The 14058-nt window shown below is 71.5% G+C and carries 13 protein-coding genes, 1 tRNA gene and 1 pseudogene; 8 read left to right on the top strand and 7 right to left on the bottom strand.

Going from position 1 to position 14058, the window contains the following annotated elements; translation table 11 throughout:
• Window positions 1-2: 2 nt before the first annotated feature.
• Complete coding sequence (locus K1J60_RS05065; protein WP_220645107.1) at window positions 3-446, bottom strand: hypothetical protein; 444 nt, start codon at window positions 444-446, stop codon at window positions 3-5.
• Window positions 447-769: 323 nt separating this feature from the next.
• On the opposite strand from K1J60_RS05065, the gene K1J60_RS05060 reads away from it, so the two are divergent.
• The 4 genes and pseudogenes from K1J60_RS05060 to K1J60_RS05050 all read left to right on the top strand — a co-directional run bounded on the left by K1J60_RS05060 (window position 770) and on the right by K1J60_RS05050 (window position 5937).
• A complete protein-coding gene (locus K1J60_RS05060; RefSeq protein ID WP_220645106.1) occupies window positions 770-2635 on the top strand; it encodes a glycoside hydrolase family 15 protein in 1866 nt (621 codons plus the stop codon).
• Window positions 2636-2970: 335 nt separating this feature from the next.
• Complete coding sequence (locus tag K1J60_RS05055; RefSeq protein ID WP_220645105.1) at window positions 2971-3885, top strand: glutathione S-transferase C-terminal domain-containing protein; 915 nt, start codon at window positions 2971-2973, stop codon at window positions 3883-3885.
• 259 nt (window positions 3886-4144) lie between these two features.
• Window positions 4145-4433 (top strand): annotated as a pseudogene (locus K1J60_RS45635) (hypothetical protein); the annotation flags it as partial.
• A gap of 142 nt (window positions 4434-4575) precedes the next feature.
• The gene (locus K1J60_RS05050; protein WP_220645104.1) at window positions 4576-5937 is read left to right on the top strand and encodes an amidohydrolase family protein; all 1362 of its coding nucleotides are present in this window, start codon (window positions 4576-4578) and stop codon (window positions 5935-5937) included.
• Between the two features lie 312 nt (window positions 5938-6249).
• On the opposite strand, the gene K1J60_RS05045 is transcribed toward K1J60_RS05050, so the two are convergent.
• The 3 genes from K1J60_RS05045 to K1J60_RS05035 are packed head-to-tail and all read right to left on the bottom strand — an operon-like array spanning window position 6250 to window position 7873.
• On the bottom strand, window positions 6250-6732 hold the full coding sequence (locus K1J60_RS05045; protein ID WP_033529527.1) for a Dps family protein: 483 nt from the start codon (window positions 6730-6732) through the stop codon (window positions 6250-6252).
• A gap of 14 nt (window positions 6733-6746) precedes the next feature.
• Window positions 6747-7022 (bottom strand): WhiB family transcriptional regulator, encoded by a 276-nt coding sequence (locus tag K1J60_RS05040; RefSeq protein WP_220645103.1) that lies wholly within the window; start codon window positions 7020-7022, stop codon window positions 6747-6749.
• Between the two features lie 41 nt (window positions 7023-7063).
• Window positions 7064-7873 carry an alpha/beta hydrolase gene (locus K1J60_RS05035; RefSeq protein WP_220645102.1) on the bottom strand — a complete coding sequence of 270 codons (810 nt, stop codon included), beginning with the start codon at window positions 7871-7873 and terminating at the stop codon, window positions 7064-7066.
• 197 nt (window positions 7874-8070) lie between these two features.
• Between K1J60_RS05035 and K1J60_RS05030 the strand changes: the two genes are divergently transcribed.
• The gene (locus tag K1J60_RS05030; RefSeq protein WP_220645101.1) at window positions 8071-8844 is read left to right on the top strand and encodes a sulfite exporter TauE/SafE family protein; all 774 of its coding nucleotides are present in this window, start codon (window positions 8071-8073) and stop codon (window positions 8842-8844) included.
• 158 nt (window positions 8845-9002) lie between these two features.
• Here the strand turns inward: K1J60_RS05030 and K1J60_RS05025 are convergent, their stop codons facing one another.
• Entirely contained in the window at window positions 9003-9623 is a 621-nt protein-coding gene (locus K1J60_RS05025) for a DUF309 domain-containing protein (protein WP_220645100.1), read from the bottom strand.
• A gap of 99 nt (window positions 9624-9722) precedes the next feature.
• Between K1J60_RS05025 and K1J60_RS05020 the strand changes: the two genes are divergently transcribed.
• Window positions 9723-9796: transfer RNA gene (locus tag K1J60_RS05020), tRNA-Pro, on the top strand.
• A 692-nt stretch (window positions 9797-10488) separates the two neighbouring features.
• On the opposite strand, the gene K1J60_RS05015 is transcribed toward K1J60_RS05020, so the two are convergent.
• Both K1J60_RS05015 and K1J60_RS05010 read right to left on the bottom strand, forming a co-directional pair.
• Window positions 10489-10665, bottom strand: a complete 177-nt coding sequence (locus K1J60_RS05015; RefSeq protein WP_220645099.1) for a hypothetical protein — start codon at window positions 10663-10665, stop codon at window positions 10489-10491.
• A 64-nt stretch (window positions 10666-10729) separates the two neighbouring features.
• Window positions 10730-11824 carry a YeiH family protein gene (locus K1J60_RS05010; RefSeq protein ID WP_220645098.1) on the bottom strand — a complete coding sequence of 365 codons (1095 nt, stop codon included), beginning with the start codon at window positions 11822-11824 and terminating at the stop codon, window positions 10730-10732.
• A gap of 106 nt (window positions 11825-11930) precedes the next feature.
• Between K1J60_RS05010 and K1J60_RS05005 the strand changes: the two genes are divergently transcribed.
• Together K1J60_RS05005 and K1J60_RS05000 are read left to right on the top strand one after the other, a co-directional pair.
• Window positions 11931-12962 carry a LysR family transcriptional regulator gene (locus tag K1J60_RS05005; protein WP_220645097.1) on the top strand — a complete coding sequence of 344 codons (1032 nt, stop codon included), beginning with the start codon at window positions 11931-11933 and terminating at the stop codon, window positions 12960-12962.
• Window positions 12963-13267: 305 nt separating this feature from the next.
• Complete coding sequence (locus K1J60_RS05000; RefSeq protein WP_220645096.1) at window positions 13268-14053, top strand: GntR family transcriptional regulator; 786 nt, start codon at window positions 13268-13270, stop codon at window positions 14051-14053.
• Window positions 14054-14058: the final 5 nt, after the last annotated feature.

Here is a 14058-nt window from a genome sequence, read left to right as displayed (position 1 = left end):
GGTCAGAGCCCGAGCCCCTGCACCATCTGGTCGACGACCACCCGGCAGCGGGGCAACGGGCGACGGTCCGTTCGCGTCGGCGCCGTGTCCTCGACGGAGCCTCGGTCGGTTCGGTCCGCTGGGTCGGTCCGATCCGCTGGGTCAGCCCGGTCGGTCCGGTCGGTCCCGTCGGTCCGGTCGGTCCCGTCGGTTCGGTCCGCCGGGTCCGGTAGGTCGGTTCGGCCGGCCGGCCCCGTTGGGTGCGCCCGGGCCGGTCGGCCGCTTCGGTCCGCCGCGTCCGTCGGCGCGGCCACCGGGATCTCTCGCAGCCACTGCCGGACGACCCGCACCGGGAGGTCGTGGCGGCGGGCGGCCTCCCTCGGCGTGATCCTGCCGGAGAGGATGTGCGCGAGGGTACGGATCCGCTCGGTCGGGGAGATCTCCGGGGCCTTCGTGGAGGCGGTCAAGAGCTGGTCCTTTCCGTGGGCGTTCACCGGTGTCGAGGTCGAACCGTCGGAACTCAGTACGTGGTGCGCGGTACTCGGAACAGGGTCCTGAGCAGCTTCGGGCCGTGCGGGGGAGTGGTCCTTGCCGTGGCGTTGCCCGCGACCGTCCGGAAGGTGAAGAACCCCGGTCGCGCCCTCGCCGTCCACTCCCTGCCCGCCCTCGCCTTCTCGGCCGAGTACCGGGCCGGCCCCTCGTCAGTCCTCCCGCGCACGGGTCGGCCCCGGCGGAACTCGAACGCTCCACACCGCATGCCACGCACCCCCGGTCCCCCGAAACTGACCCCATGCCAGGACAGCCCAGCCGCATCGAGGACTACGCCCTCATCGGCGACCTCCTCACCGCGGCCCTAGTGGGCAAGGACGGCAGCATCGACTGGCTCTGCCTCCCCCGTTTCGACTCGCCCGCCTGTTTCGCCGCCCTGCTCGGTGACGAGGACAACGGCCGCTGGCGCATCGCCCCCGCCGACGAGGACGGCCCGTACGCCCGCCGCCGCTACCGGGACGACACGGCGATCCTGGAGACGGAGTGGGAGACGACGACCGGCCAGGTCCTGGTCACCGACTTCATGCCGTGCCGCAAGGCCGGCGCCCCCAGCGTCGTACGCATCGTCGAAGGTCTCTCCGGCACCGTCGACATGCGTATGGACCTGCGGCTCCGCTTCGACTACGGCCGTGTCCTGCCCTGGATGCGCCGCCGCGGCGGCGCGCTGACGGGCACCGCCGGACCCGAGTCGGTGTGGCTGCGCACGCCCGTGCGGTCGGTCGCCCACGGCACGGCCCACACCGCGGTCTTCCCCGTCACGGCGGGCGAACAGATCCCCTTCGTGCTGACCTGGCACCCCTCCCACCTGTCCGCACCGCACCAGGTGGACGCCTTCGAGGCTCTGCGCAGCACGGAGTCGTACTGGCGCCGCTGGCTGCGCAGGCTCACGTACGACGGGCCCTACCGTGATGCCGTCGCCCGCTCCCTGATCACCCTCAAGACCCTGACGTACCAGCCGACCGGCGGCATCGTCGCCGCCCCGACCACCTCCTTGCCGGAGGAGATCGGCGGCGTCCGGAACTGGGACTACCGGTTCTGCTGGCTGCGGGACGCGGGCATGACGCTGGAGGCCCTGCTGCGCAGCGGATTCAAGGCGGAGGCGGACGCCTGGCGTGCCTGGCTGGAGCGGGCCGTGGCGGGGCGGCCCGAGGATGTGCAGATCATGTACGGCATCGCGGGGGAGCGACGACTCACCGAGTGGGAGGCCGACTGGCTGCCGGGCTACGAGGGGTCGCGCCCGGTGCGGATCGGCAACGCCGCCGCCGGTCAGCGTCAGCTCGACGTCCCCGGTGAGGTGATGGACGCCATCCATCTGTCGATCGGCTGCGGACTGCGCCCCCGCAAGCATCTGGTCGCGCTCCAGGCGGTGTTCCTGGAACATCTGGAGCGGGCATGGACCGAGCCCGACCAGGGGCTGTGGGAGATGCGTGGCGCCCCCCGCCACTACACGCACTCCAAGGTGATGTGCTGGGTCGCCTTCGACCGGGCGGTCCGGCTGGCGGAGGCGCACGCCCGTCCGGGCCCGGTGGAGAGATGGCGCGCGGTCCGTGACCGTATCCACCGCGAGGTCTGCGAGCGGGCGTACGACCCGGAACGCAACACCTTCACCCAGTCGTACGGCTCCCGGGAGCTCGACGCGGCGCTGCTGCAGATCCCGCAGACCGGGTTCCTGCCGCCGGACGACCCGCGGGTGGTCGGCACCGTCGATGCCGTGCAGCGCGAACTCCTCGCCGACGGGCTGGTGGCCCGCTACTCGGCGGGCACCGCCGACTCCCCGGACGGCCTCACGGGCAGTGAGGGGGCTTTCCTCGCCTGTTCCTTCTGGCTCGCGGACGCCCTGCGGATGATCGGCCGGGAGGACGAGGCCCGCGCCCTGTACGAACGGCTGCTGGAGCTGCGCAACGACGTCGGACTGCTCGCCGAGGAGTACGACCCCCGCGCCCGCCGCCAACTGGGCAACTTCCCGCAGGCGTTCACCCACGTCCCACTGATCCGGGTCGCCTACGAGCTGGACCTGCACGCCCCGCACGCCCGCCGGGAGAACCCGAGGAAAGCACCGGATGTCCACCCCTCGGACGGCGTGACCGATTCCCGGACACCCCCTTGACGCGAGGCGTGGGCGGCTCGACACTCCAGGTGGGGTATTTCCTAGTGAATGGGTAGGGAATGATGGGGCGTCTGCAGCCGGTGGTCACTCGTGTGCCGCGCACGCGCCGGCAGTCCCTTCTGCTGACCTCCCGCCTGCACATCGATCTGCTGCGCGTCTGCAGCGCCGGAAGCCCCCCGAGCTGACCGCGCCGAGCCGAGCCGAGTCGACCTGAGCCGTCGGCATGGCACGCCGTGGCGCCCACGCGTCGGCGTGCTCGCGTCGCCACCGTTCCCTCCCGTCGTCGCGTCACCGCGCCACCACGCCACCACGCATCAGAGCCTCCGGGGAGACAGATGTCCGCCATGCCCGTCCATGCCCTGAACGCCGTCCCGTCGCCGCGCCCCCTGCCCTCCTTCCGCGGCCGGATCGGCTGCGACGCGCGCAGCGGCCACTACGCCGTCCCCGGCCGCTACCGGCTCCATCTGTCGCTCTCCTGTCCGGGCGCCCTGCGCATCGCCGTCGTCCACAGCCTCCTCGGGCTGGCGGACGTCTGTCCCGTGACCCTCCTGCCCGCCGTGCCCGACGGCCCCGACGGCGAGCACTCCGCGCTGCGCCCGCTGTACGAGGCGAGCGCCCACCGCTACCCCGGAGCGGCCGTGGCGCCGGTGCTCAGCGACGACTGGTCCGGACGCATCGTCAGCACCCACGCCCCCGACATCACGCGCGACCTCGCCCGTCGCTTCGGCGCCGCCCGGCCCGAGCTGTACCCGCAGGGCGCCGAGGGCGAGATCGAGGGGGTCGCGCGCCTCTGCGAGCAGGGCATGGACGGTGCGGCACAGCGCGCCGGACGCGCCGACGCCGACGACCTGGAACGCGGCGACGCACTCGGCTCCCTGCTGCGTACCCTGCGCTCCCTGGACGCCCGGCTCGCCGGACAGGAGTACGTCCTCGGCGATCAACTCACCTTCGCGGACGTGGAGTTGTGGGTGTCTCTGGTCCGGCTCGACACCGTGCACCGCTGGCACCTGGACGCCTCCGCCGTGCACCGCGTCGCCGACCATCCGCACCTGTGGGCGTACGCGCGCCGCCTGGCCGCCCATCCCGCCTTCGGCCCCCACCTCGACCTCGACGGCATCGCCCGCCGTCACCACGCGCACTGTCGGGGCCTGGAGGCGGCCGGCGCGGCCGTACAGATCCTGGACTGGGCCTCCCACGTCCCGGACCAGGGCGTATCGGCAGGCGGACAGGTGTCCCATGTGCTGGACTGACGTTGGCAGCCGTCCGCCGGGCCTGAGTTACTTACGGCCACCCGATGAGCACGAGGCCCGCAGGGCCGGAAGACGATGGTGACGGACATGGACCCGACCCAGAGGCCTGCCGCATGGCGCCGCCACGGTCGCGTGCCGCTCTGCGCCGACCGCGCCGTCGATCTGCTCCGGGTCAACAGCGCACTGTGTAGCGCACGTTAGCGCGCGGCCGGGCCCCGCCCGGCGCCGCGCTCCCGTCGAGGCTGACGGTTCCCCCCCCGGCAACCGTCAGAGCTGCGTCGGCTCGCCGGAGACCGTGGCACGGAGCATCCATCACTACGTCCAGTCCGAACGCCGCCGACGGCTTCATCCTCGTCCCCCACCTCACTCCCACCGGCCTGGACCCCTTCGCCGACAAGGTCGTCCCCCTCCTCCAGGAACAGGGCGCCTTCCGCACGGACTACGAGGGCACGACCCTCCGCGACCACCTGGGCCTGGACCCGCTGCCGCCGCCGCTACCCCAGCCAGTCGCTCCGCCGACAGCCGTGGCGCTGGGCGGCGCCCGCTGACCGGCACCGGCGTCGGCCCCGGCGCCGGCGTCGGCACGGGCCGGGGGAGTGCCGTCGGCCGGGTCATGCGCACAGTCCGCGACCTCGCCGCATACTGACACTCTGTCAGCTCTATTCGGACCCACCTCCGGGAGGAACGGCGATGACCACACGGATGCTCCTGCGCTCGGGTTATGTCGTCACCATGGATCCGGCCATCGGTGACCTGGCCCGGGGCGACATCCTCATCGAGGACGGCACGATCACGGCGGTCGAGCCACAGATCGACGCGGACGTGGACGCCGAGGTGCTCGACATGACCGGCCGCATCGTCATCCCGGGCTTCGTCGACACCCACCGCCACACCTGGGAGGCGCCGATCCGGGGCTGCGCCCCCGACGCCACCCTCGACGACTACTTCGTCGACGTCCTCGACACCTTCGCGCCCGTCTACACCCCCGAGGACGTGTACGCGGGCAACCTGGCCGGCACCCTGGAGTGCCTCAACGCCGGCATCACCACCCTCGTCGACTGGTCCCACATCAACAACACGCCCGAGCACCCGGACGCCGCGATCCAGGCGCTGGCGGAGACCGGCATCCGGGCCCAGTACGCGTACGGGAGCGCCAACACCTCCCTCGCCGACTACTGGTTCGACAGCAAGATCGCGGTACCCGGCGACGACGTCCGCCGGATCCGCGCCGAGCACTTCGCCTCCGACGGCGGCCTCCTCACCATGGCCCTGGCCACCCGGGGGCCCGGCTTCTGCACCGACGACGTCGTCACACAGGAGTGGGGACTCGCCCGCGAACTGGGCATCCCGATCACCGTGCACGTCGCCATGGGCCGCCTGGCCGGACGGTTCGGCATGGTCAGGCAACTGCGCCGGCTGGGTCTGCTCGGCCCCGACACGACCTACGTCCACTGCTGCTACCTCGGTGAGGACGAGTGGCGGATGGTGGCCGACAGCGGTGGAACGATCTCCATCGCCGCCCAGGTGGAGACCCAGATGGGGCACGGCTGGCCGCCGGTGATGCAGGCGATCGAACACGGACTGAGGCCGTCCCTGAGCATCGACGTCGTCACCACCGTGCCCGGGGACATGTTCACCCAGATCCGCGCCGCCTTCGGCGCCGAACGCGCCCGGGTCAACGCCGACTGCTGGCAGGCCAACCTGCCTGTCCCCTCGACCATGTTGACGGCACGTCAGATGCTGGAGATCGCCACGCTCAACGGCGCACACGTGGCCGGCCTGGAGGACCGTACCGGCTCCCTCACCCCCGGCAAGCGCGCCGATGTCGTCGCCCTCGACGCCACCGCCCTCAACATGGTGCCCGTGCACGACGCGACCGCCGCCGTGACACTCAGTGCGGACGTCTCCAACGTCGACACGGTCATCGTCGACGGCGTGATCCACAAGCGCGACGGCAGGCTGCTCGCCGACGTCGACCGGGCCCGCCGCCTGGTCGAGGAGTCACGCGACCGGCTGCTCGCGGCCGTGGCGGCGGCAAGGCGCGACACCTGACGGACCGTGCGATACGCCGACCGCTCTGGCCCCCGCCACCCTGGGGGCCACTGACCAGGTCATGGCCCGCATCGCGGGCGAACGGCTGCTGCGCCACGCCTGCTGGAACGAGGATGCCGTCCGTAGCCACCCTTGTGTTCGGCTCGGTTGCTCGGCGGGGGAGCCCCGGTGATGGATTGGGGAAAACACGCCCTCGGCGAAACACGACGCCGGCCTTCACGACCACAGCGGGACATGAGGACCGACGTCGTGTTCAGCCCAGGCTTCGCCAACAGTGTCCCCTGGGGTGGCGGGGACGTGGCCGTGCCGCCGTCAGTCCTCGCGCGGCCAGTTCTCGGCCTCGAACATCCAGCGCTGCTTCTCCAACTCGTAGGTCAGCGAGATCAGCAGGTCCTGGGTGACCTTGTCGGCCTCCTCGGTCGCGTCGATCCGCTTCCGCAGCCGTCCGATCGCCGTCTCCAGCGCCTCCACCAGCAGCCGTACGACCTCGGTGTCCCGGAGCCAGCCCTCCTTCGGCCCCTGCAGATCGAAGCGTGCCGCCACGGTCTCCGGCCGGCCGTCCGGGGAGACCCCGAGCGCGGCCGCCCGTTCGGCGACCTGGTCTGCGTAGGACCGTGCCGTGGACACCACCTCGTCGAGCTGGAGGTGGATCGAACGGAACCTCGGCCCCACGATGTTCCAGTGGGCCTGCTTCCCGATCAGCGACAGCCCCAGCAGATCCACCAGGCTCTCCTGCAGCGCGTCGCCCGCGATCCCGCGGGCGGGCTCGGGAAGCGTGCTCCTCACCATCGTCATCTACGCGTCACTCCTCATCGCTTGGTACCGGCGAGCGCTTCGTGCCGGGCGGCGTCGGCGCTCCCGGCTCTGCGGAGCAGGTCGGTGCGTTCCTCCTCGCCCATGCCGCCCCACACGCCGGCCGTCTGCCCGTTCCCGAGCGCCCAGGTGAGGCACTCGCGACGCACGGGGCAGCGGCGACAGACGCGTTTGGCGGCGGCGACGTCGTCGAGCGCCGGTCCTGTGGTGCCCACGGGGAAGAACAGTTCGGGGTCCTCTCCCACGCAGGCCGCTCTCCGCAACCACTCCATGCGGGGCCGGGTGCCCAGCGAGGACGACGGAAAACGCGGGCTCAGCGACCCAGCACGCCGTCCACGAACTCCTTGACGTCCGCGAGCACTTCGCTCCGGTTCGTCTCGTTGAACACCTCGTGCCGGGCGCCCGGGTAGACACGCTCGGTCCACACGGTCCCCCGGAGATCCTCGACCCCCGTACGGCTGCCGGGCAGCGGCACGATCCGGTCGTCGTCGCCGTGCAGCCACAGCAGCGGGAGCGGACCGATGGACCCGCCCTTCGAGACCGTCTCCAGGGCGCGGTCGATGGCCTCCAACGTCGGCCGCTTGAACGGGCCGTGCCACACCAGCGGATCGTTCGCGTACGCGGCGCCGACCGCCATGTCCCGCGAGAGCAGCTTCGGGTCGAGCGGCACCTCGGGCACCTCGGGCGGCGCGAGCAGCGCCCGCAGCGGCTCCCAGATCCCGATCAGCGGCGCGGACAGCACGACCGCCGCGAGCCCGGCTCCGTACCGTTGGGCGTACCGCGCGCCGATCAGACCGCCCATGGAGTGACCGATCAGCACCACCGGCAGCCCCGGATACGCGGCCCGCGCCAGCACCTCCACGGCGTGCACATCGGTGACCACGGCCTCGAAGTCCTCGATCAGCACCCGCTCGCCCGCCGACCTGCCGTGCCCCATGTGATCGGGACCGAACACCGCCGCACCGTGCCGCACCAGAGCGTCGGCCACATGCTCGTACCGGCCGATGTGCTCCCCGTAGCCGTGCACCAGGAGCACGACGTACCGCGCCCCCTCGCACGGCCATTCCCGCGCGGTGACACCGCCCCGCGTACCGGCGAAGCTGTGCTCGCGCGAGTCGGCCATGACTCCTCCAACTACGTCGGTGAAGGTACCCGGTGGATCTTGCCAGCCCGTCGGACGTGGGTCCATGGGCCGTCCGGGGCCAAAGCGCCGACCCGGGCGGCGGCGAGGAGCCCCGGGCACCGACCGCGCGGCGGCAGGGTCAACTGGCGAGACGGCCGTGTCGCGCGCCGATAGGTGCGCATACCATCGGACCCCGCATGAACACGATGACTCTCTGGCACCTGTCCACGGCCGAGTTCGCGGCCCTCGCCTTCGCCGCCCTGCTCGTCGGCTTCTCGAAGACCGCCGTGAGCGGTGCCAACACGGTCAGCCTCGCGATCTTCGCGGCCGTCCTGCCGGCCCGCGCCTCGACCGGCGTCCTCCTGCCGATCCTGATCGTCGGCGACGTCCTCGCGGTGCTCACCTACCGCAGGCATGCCCACTGGCCCACCCTGTGGAAGCTCTTCCCGGCGGTCGGCGCCGGCGTCGTCCTCGGCACGCTGTTCCTGATTCCGGCCGACGACCAGATCGTCCGCACCTCCATCGGCGCGATCCTGCTGCTGATGACGGCCGTCACGGTCTGGCGTCGCCGCACGGTCGACAAGGACGACGAACCCGACGCGATCACCACACGCGCCGGCCGCGTCAAGGCCCGCTCGTACGGCGTCCTCGGCGGCTTCACCACCATGGTCGCCAACGCCGGCGGCCCCGTGATGTCCATGTACCTGCTCTCCGCGGGCTTCCGCAAGCTCGGTTTCCTCGGCACCTCGGCGTTCTTCTTCCTCATCGTCAACGTCTCCAAGGTCCCGTTCAGCGTGGGCCTGGGACTCATCGACGGGCACTCGCTGCTGCTGGACGCCGCGCTCGCCCTGTTCGTCGTACCGGGCGCGTTCCTCGGCAAGTGGGCGGTGCACCGGATCAACCAGAAGCTGTTCGAGCACCTGGTGATCGCGGCGACGATCGTCGGCGGCCTGCAACTACTGCTCCGCTGAGCCCTCCCCGCGGGTCCGCGTCGACGGGCGCACGCCGTAGTCCTGCCCGGCGCGTTGCCGGAGCGGGTCTCCCCAGGCGGCACCGATGCCCCGGCCCTCGCGGGCACCGGCCTCGGCGTGAACGAACCGCCCAGCGTCCGGACCGGCTCCGCGCGGCGCTACCGCTGTCCGGGCCGGGCCGTCGCGTGCCCGTCCCCGCCTCCCTCTCCGATTCCGTCCGCCTCTCCGATTCCGTCCCCCTCGCCGTTTCCGTCTCCCTGTCCGTTTCCGCGCAGCCGGGGCGCCCAGTTCCCCGCGTCCACCGCGTGTCCCTCGCGTTCCACGACTCCGGCCAGATCCCGGGCCCAGGAACCCACCAGGGCCAGCTCGATGCCGTACGGACGCCGCCGTCCGTTCTCGGCACCCCACGCCTCGACGGCCCCGGCCCCACGGCGCAGCAGCCGGGCCCCGCCCCTGACGTTCCCGCGCGCCGAGTGTGTGAGCCCCACCGCGAGCTGGGCGAGGCCACGCCACAGCGCGCGTTCCTCGTCGGGCCCCGACTTCCAGGCGTCCTCGAAGACCTCGTGCGCATGGAACGGCTTCCCCGCGTCCAGCAGAGCCTGAGCCTCGACGACCGTCTCCTCGGGGCTGCGCACCACCCCCTCGGGCTGCCGTTCCACACCCGACGCCCCGTACGGCAGCGGGCGCCCCAGCCCGTCCCGGGGCCGCGCGCTCCGCGCCCGCCCCTCCTCGTCCCGGTCCCGCTCCGGCGCCGTCCCGTCCTGTGCTGTCCCGCTCATGCCTCGATTGTCCCTCGACGCTCACCGGCCGCGGGGCACTGGCCGACGTACGGTAAAGTTCTCAGTGCGCGATCACGCGGTTCTCCGCGGACAGCGCACCGGGACGTGGCGCAGCTTGGTAGCGCACTTGACTGGGGGTCAAGGGGTCGCAGGTTCAAATCCTGTCGTCCCGACTTTACGAAGTCGCGGGTCAGAGGCCGTTTCAGAGGAGATCTGGAACGGCCTTTTGATCATTCTTGGGGACCCTATGGGGACCGGCGCACTTGACTGGGCTGTAGCGCACCTTGACCCAGTCAAGGTGGCCATGCGGTCCGTTGACGTGCGCACTGTCCGCCTTCCGCGGGCCGATGCCCGTACGGCCGGTCCATCCAACGCCCCTGTCGTAGCGGCACGTGCTCGTGCCTGTCCTCCCGGGTTCCGACCAATTGAGATCCACCGACTTGAACGGTGCCGGTCATGCGGCTGGTGTTGTTGTCGGTCGTGTTCTCATGCTGGTCGTGGGCTGGGGGCGACTTCGTGGACGTGACCGATGCTGCGGCCTCTGGGGCGTCGATCGGATCTCTGAGCACCCTCGTGGTCATCAGGAGGATGGAGGTGAGGTGTGGGTGACCACGGCAGGAAGGCGCCCGCTCTCGATCACCTGCCGCGGCAGTGACAGGCCGAGTGATCACCGACGACCGTCAACACCGGCGCGTCTGATGGAAAGGCGACTGCTCCTCGTCCGCGCCGAGCAGTCATCGATGGAGCCTTCCGGCGGGATGGCTCCGGCCGCCTCCAGCGCCGGGCGCAGCAGGTCAGGCTGGGCTCCGGCGGGGTCGTGGCCGAATCCCAACTCGAAGTGCAGCCGTACCTCACCGTCGGCGAATCACCTGAAGAAGGAGGGCGGATCGTCCGGCCGTGGGTCGAGTATCGGCATCTCGGCGCCGCAGGACGCTGCCGGGTCCAGGGCCCAGCCTTTGCTGCCCACGCACGCCACGACGAACGACCAGTCGCCGCTTCGGCCGATGCGGCCGACGCAGTGGATCTGCGCGAGGTCGACCATGCAGGGCGCCTCCTGGACGATGAGAGCGGGCCCGACCTCGACAGGCGCATGGTCCGTGCTGGACTCAGAGCCGCCCGGTGATCGACTGGAGACCGACGCCGGTCGCGGCGACGGCGGCCCAGAGGATCGCACCCAGCAGGAGTGGCCGCGGCCCCGCCTCGCGAAGCTTGGAGAACTTCAGCGACAGACCGATCCCCGATAGGGCCAGAGTGATCAGAAACGTGCTGATCACGGGCAGTGTTGGCTCCCATGAGGCAGGGATGGCGTCATAGGTGGCGGCGGCTGAGGCGAGCAGGAATCCAACGATGAACACGGGGAACGCGCGCCAGATCCGCTTGCCCGCGCTCTCGTCCCGCTGGGCGTCCCGAACCCGCCGACCGAAGGACCGCCACAGCACCAGGGCCACACAGATCGGCACGATCATGAGACTACGGGTCAGTTTGACCACCACCGCGTACTGCCCGGCCTCGGTTCCGTAGCTGTGGGAGGTGGCGACGACCGAGGACGTGTCGTTGATCGCGGTGCCGCTCCACAGTCCGAACGCCTCCTGCGACATACCCAGAAGGTGGCCCAGCGGGGGAAACAGGACAACGGCGGCGATGTTGAAGGTGAAGATGGTGCCGAGGGCATAGGCGACACGGGCCTCGGCGGCGCCGACGACGGCGGTCACCGCGGCGATCGCCGAGGCTCCGCAGACGCCCGTGCCGACTCCGATGAGCAGCCCGGTCTCAGGGTGGACACCCAGCAGTCCGCCGACGGCCCAGGCACCGAGCAGCGCCACGGCCAGCGTGCCCAGCATGACCGGCAGTGACCCCACCCCGACGCGCACCACGTCAGTCAGCGAGAGCCCGGTCCCGAGCACGATGACGGACACCTGCAGGACCTGTCTGCCCACGACCGCGAACCCGGGGTGCAGACGCTCGGCCGTTCCGTGGGGGGCCGTCCGCCTCAGCAGGGCTCCGGCGAGAGCACCCATGACGATCCCGAACACCGGGCCGCCCACGGTCGGGACGAGACGGCCCAGCCAGGCGGCCGGCAGCGCGACCGCCACCGCCACCGCCAGTCCCGGCAGTACGGCGCCCGACGCGCGACCGGCGCGCCTCGCACCGGCGAGCACGCGTGGCGGTGGCTTGACCGGCAGGGCGTGGGACGATTCCATGACCTCTCCCTTCCTGCAGCTCGATGGCGATCTGCATCTGCACGATCGCCGGGTCCAGCCGGTCTCCGGTAGAACCCCGTTTCAGAGGAGGTCATAAGCAGTGCTGATGGGCCTTCCGCCGGGGACGCCGGAACTCAAAGTGCTGGACCTGCTGGTCTCCGTCGCCCAGACGGGCAGTCTCGGACAGGCCGCAGCGCGGCACGGGATGAGCCAGCCGGCGGCGAGCATGCGCATCACAGCGCTGGAGCGGCAGCTGCGGCTGGTGCTACTCGAACGCGGACCCACCGGATCACGCCTCACGCCGGCCGGGACCGCCGTCGTGGACTGGGCGTTGCCCGTGCTCGACGCGGCCCGGGCACTGGTCAGTGGCGTCGCGGCGCTCCACGCTGATCAGCAGGGGCGGCTGCGGATCGCCGCGTCGATGACCATCGCGGATCACCGGGTGCCGGGATGGCTGATGGCCCTGCGCACCAGGCTTCCCGAGGTCAAGGTCGCTCTGCGGGTCGGCAATTCCTCGCAGGTCGCCGAGATGGTGCGCGGCCGCGAGGCTGACCTCGGGTTTGTCGAGGGCCCGCACGCGCCGGACGGACTCCGCAGTCGCACCATCGCTGAAGACGAACTGGTCGTGGTCGTCGCGCCGGGGCACCCCTGGGCCGGACGCGGACAGCCGCTGCCGCTGCGGACACTGGCGGCCACGCCCTTGATCGTGCGCGAACAGGGCTCGGGCACGCGCGACGCCGTATGGGAGATCCTTCGCCGTTCGGCGGGAACGGCCCTGTCCCCGCATGTACTCGACGCTCCCGCTCCTGCTGTGTCTTCGGATCGGCCCCCTCCCACCACGGTCTCGGCCAGTGCCGCCGGACGTGTCCCTGCCCAGCCGAGCAGCCGCGAGGAACCCGCGCCGCCCGCGGCGGAACTGGGTTCCACCACTGCGATCAAGTCGGCTGTGTCCACGGGCGACGCACCCGCCGTGCTGAGCCGTCTCGCCGTATCGGCCGAACTCGACGACCGTCGGCTGATCAGCGTGCCGCTGGAGGAACCCGCCCTGCTGCGACGGCGGTTCCGGGCCGTCTGGCTGCGGGATGCGCCCCCGGTCGGGCCGGCGGCCACCCTGCTGACTCTGATTTCCCGCAGGTAGCGGACAGGGGCGGACTCCCGCATGGGCGACGGCCATCCGTCTCGCCGCCGTGGACCGTGGCCTGCGTGACGGTGCCGGGCAGCGCCCGTGGTGATTGCCGCGCCGGAACCCCCGTCCGCCGACCGCCCGCAAGCCCTCCGGGAGCCCGCAGCCCTTGCGCCCGCAAGCCCGCAGCCCTGGCGGTAACGGCTCACTCATGCCCGTTCTCCCAGGTCAGGAGGGCGCGGGCAGGGATGAGCTTGGCGTAACCGATGCGTAATTGCGGCAACCGGTTGGCGTAACACGCCATCCGCAGCATTCCGGCCATGACAGCGATCGCCGCAGGTGGCAGAGGTTCAGGTAGCCGTGTCGCACCGGTACGGCGCATTCGGGACGTGCTGCGCGCCCGCATCCTGACGGGCGTATACGGAACCCGGCCGTTGCCCTCCGAGGCGGAGCTGGCCGCGGAACTGGGGGCCAGCCGCAACATCGTCCGGGACGTCCTCGCGCTGTTGCGCGTCGAGGGCCTGGTCGACCGGATTCCCGGGGTCGGAACGTTCGTCGTGTCGGGAAAGGCCGTACAGGGCCTGGACCGGCTGCGCGGGCTCGCGGAGAGCTTCGACACCGGCTGCGAACGCGTGGTCAACCAGGTGCTGCTGGCGGACACCGTGCCCGCCACACCCACCGTCGCCGAGCGCCTTGAACTCGCCCCCGGCACCGAAGTGGTCGCCCTGGAGCGGGTGCGGCTGCTCGATGGTCAGCCCCTGTCGCTGGACGCCAGTTACCTTCCCGCGGACATCGGCCGGCCCCTGCTGGAGATGGACCTGGCGCGGCACGACATCTTCGGGCTGCTCGAAGGCGAACTGGGACTCCCCCTGGGGGCCGCCGCCCTGTCCATAGAGGCGATCGCCGCCGACCGTACCGTCGCCGACCTGCTGCGCGTGGCGGACGGCTTTCCCCTGTTGTTCCTCGAACGGCTGACCTACACCGACGCGGGCCGGCCGATCGATCTCGAATTCGTCCGATTCCGCGGCGACCGGATGTCCCTGGCCGGCTGGCTTCACCGCACCCCCGACCCGCTGCTGAACCACCCTTCCACCGAAAGGGGCTGACCTCC

This window comes from Streptomyces akebiae, from assembly GCF_019599145.1.
Classification (GTDB): domain Bacteria; phylum Actinomycetota; class Actinomycetes; order Streptomycetales; family Streptomycetaceae; genus Streptomyces; species Streptomyces akebiae.
Note: the sequence above shows the minus strand (reverse complement) of the source record. Positions and strands in the feature narration are given on the sequence as shown.

Excerpts from the sequence above, each read along its gene's own strand:
- K1J60_RS05015 (WP_220645099.1), bottom strand. The coding sequence starts at position 10,665 with ATGGTCGACCTCGCGCAGATCCACTGCGTCGGCCGCATCGGCCGAAGC.
- K1J60_RS05035 (WP_220645102.1), bottom strand. The coding sequence starts at position 7,873 with ATGGCCGACTCGCGCGAGCACAGCTTCGCCGGTACGCGGGGCGGTGTC.
- K1J60_RS05000 (WP_220645096.1), top strand. The coding sequence starts at position 13,268 with ATGACAGCGATCGCCGCAGGTGGCAGAGGTTCAGGTAGCCGTGTCGCA.
- K1J60_RS05060 (WP_220645106.1), top strand. The coding sequence starts at position 770 with ATGCCAGGACAGCCCAGCCGCATCGAGGACTACGCCCTCATCGGCGAC.
- K1J60_RS05050 (WP_220645104.1), top strand. The coding sequence starts at position 4,576 with ATGACCACACGGATGCTCCTGCGCTCGGGTTATGTCGTCACCATGGAT.
- K1J60_RS05040 (WP_220645103.1), bottom strand. The coding sequence starts at position 7,022 with ATGGAGTGGTTGCGGAGAGCGGCCTGCGTGGGAGAGGACCCCGAACTG.
- K1J60_RS05005 (WP_220645097.1), top strand. The coding sequence starts at position 11,931 with ATGGGCCTTCCGCCGGGGACGCCGGAACTCAAAGTGCTGGACCTGCTG.
- K1J60_RS05055 (WP_220645105.1), top strand. The coding sequence starts at position 2,971 with ATGTCCGCCATGCCCGTCCATGCCCTGAACGCCGTCCCGTCGCCGCGC.
- K1J60_RS05045 (WP_033529527.1), bottom strand. The coding sequence starts at position 6,732 with ATGACGATGGTGAGGAGCACGCTTCCCGAGCCCGCCCGCGGGATCGCG.
- K1J60_RS05030 (WP_220645101.1), top strand. The coding sequence starts at position 8,071 with ATGAACACGATGACTCTCTGGCACCTGTCCACGGCCGAGTTCGCGGCC.
- K1J60_RS05010 (WP_220645098.1), bottom strand. The coding sequence starts at position 11,824 with ATGGAATCGTCCCACGCCCTGCCGGTCAAGCCACCGCCACGCGTGCTC.
- K1J60_RS05025 (WP_220645100.1), bottom strand. The coding sequence starts at position 9,623 with ATGAGCGGGACAGCACAGGACGGGACGGCGCCGGAGCGGGACCGGGAC.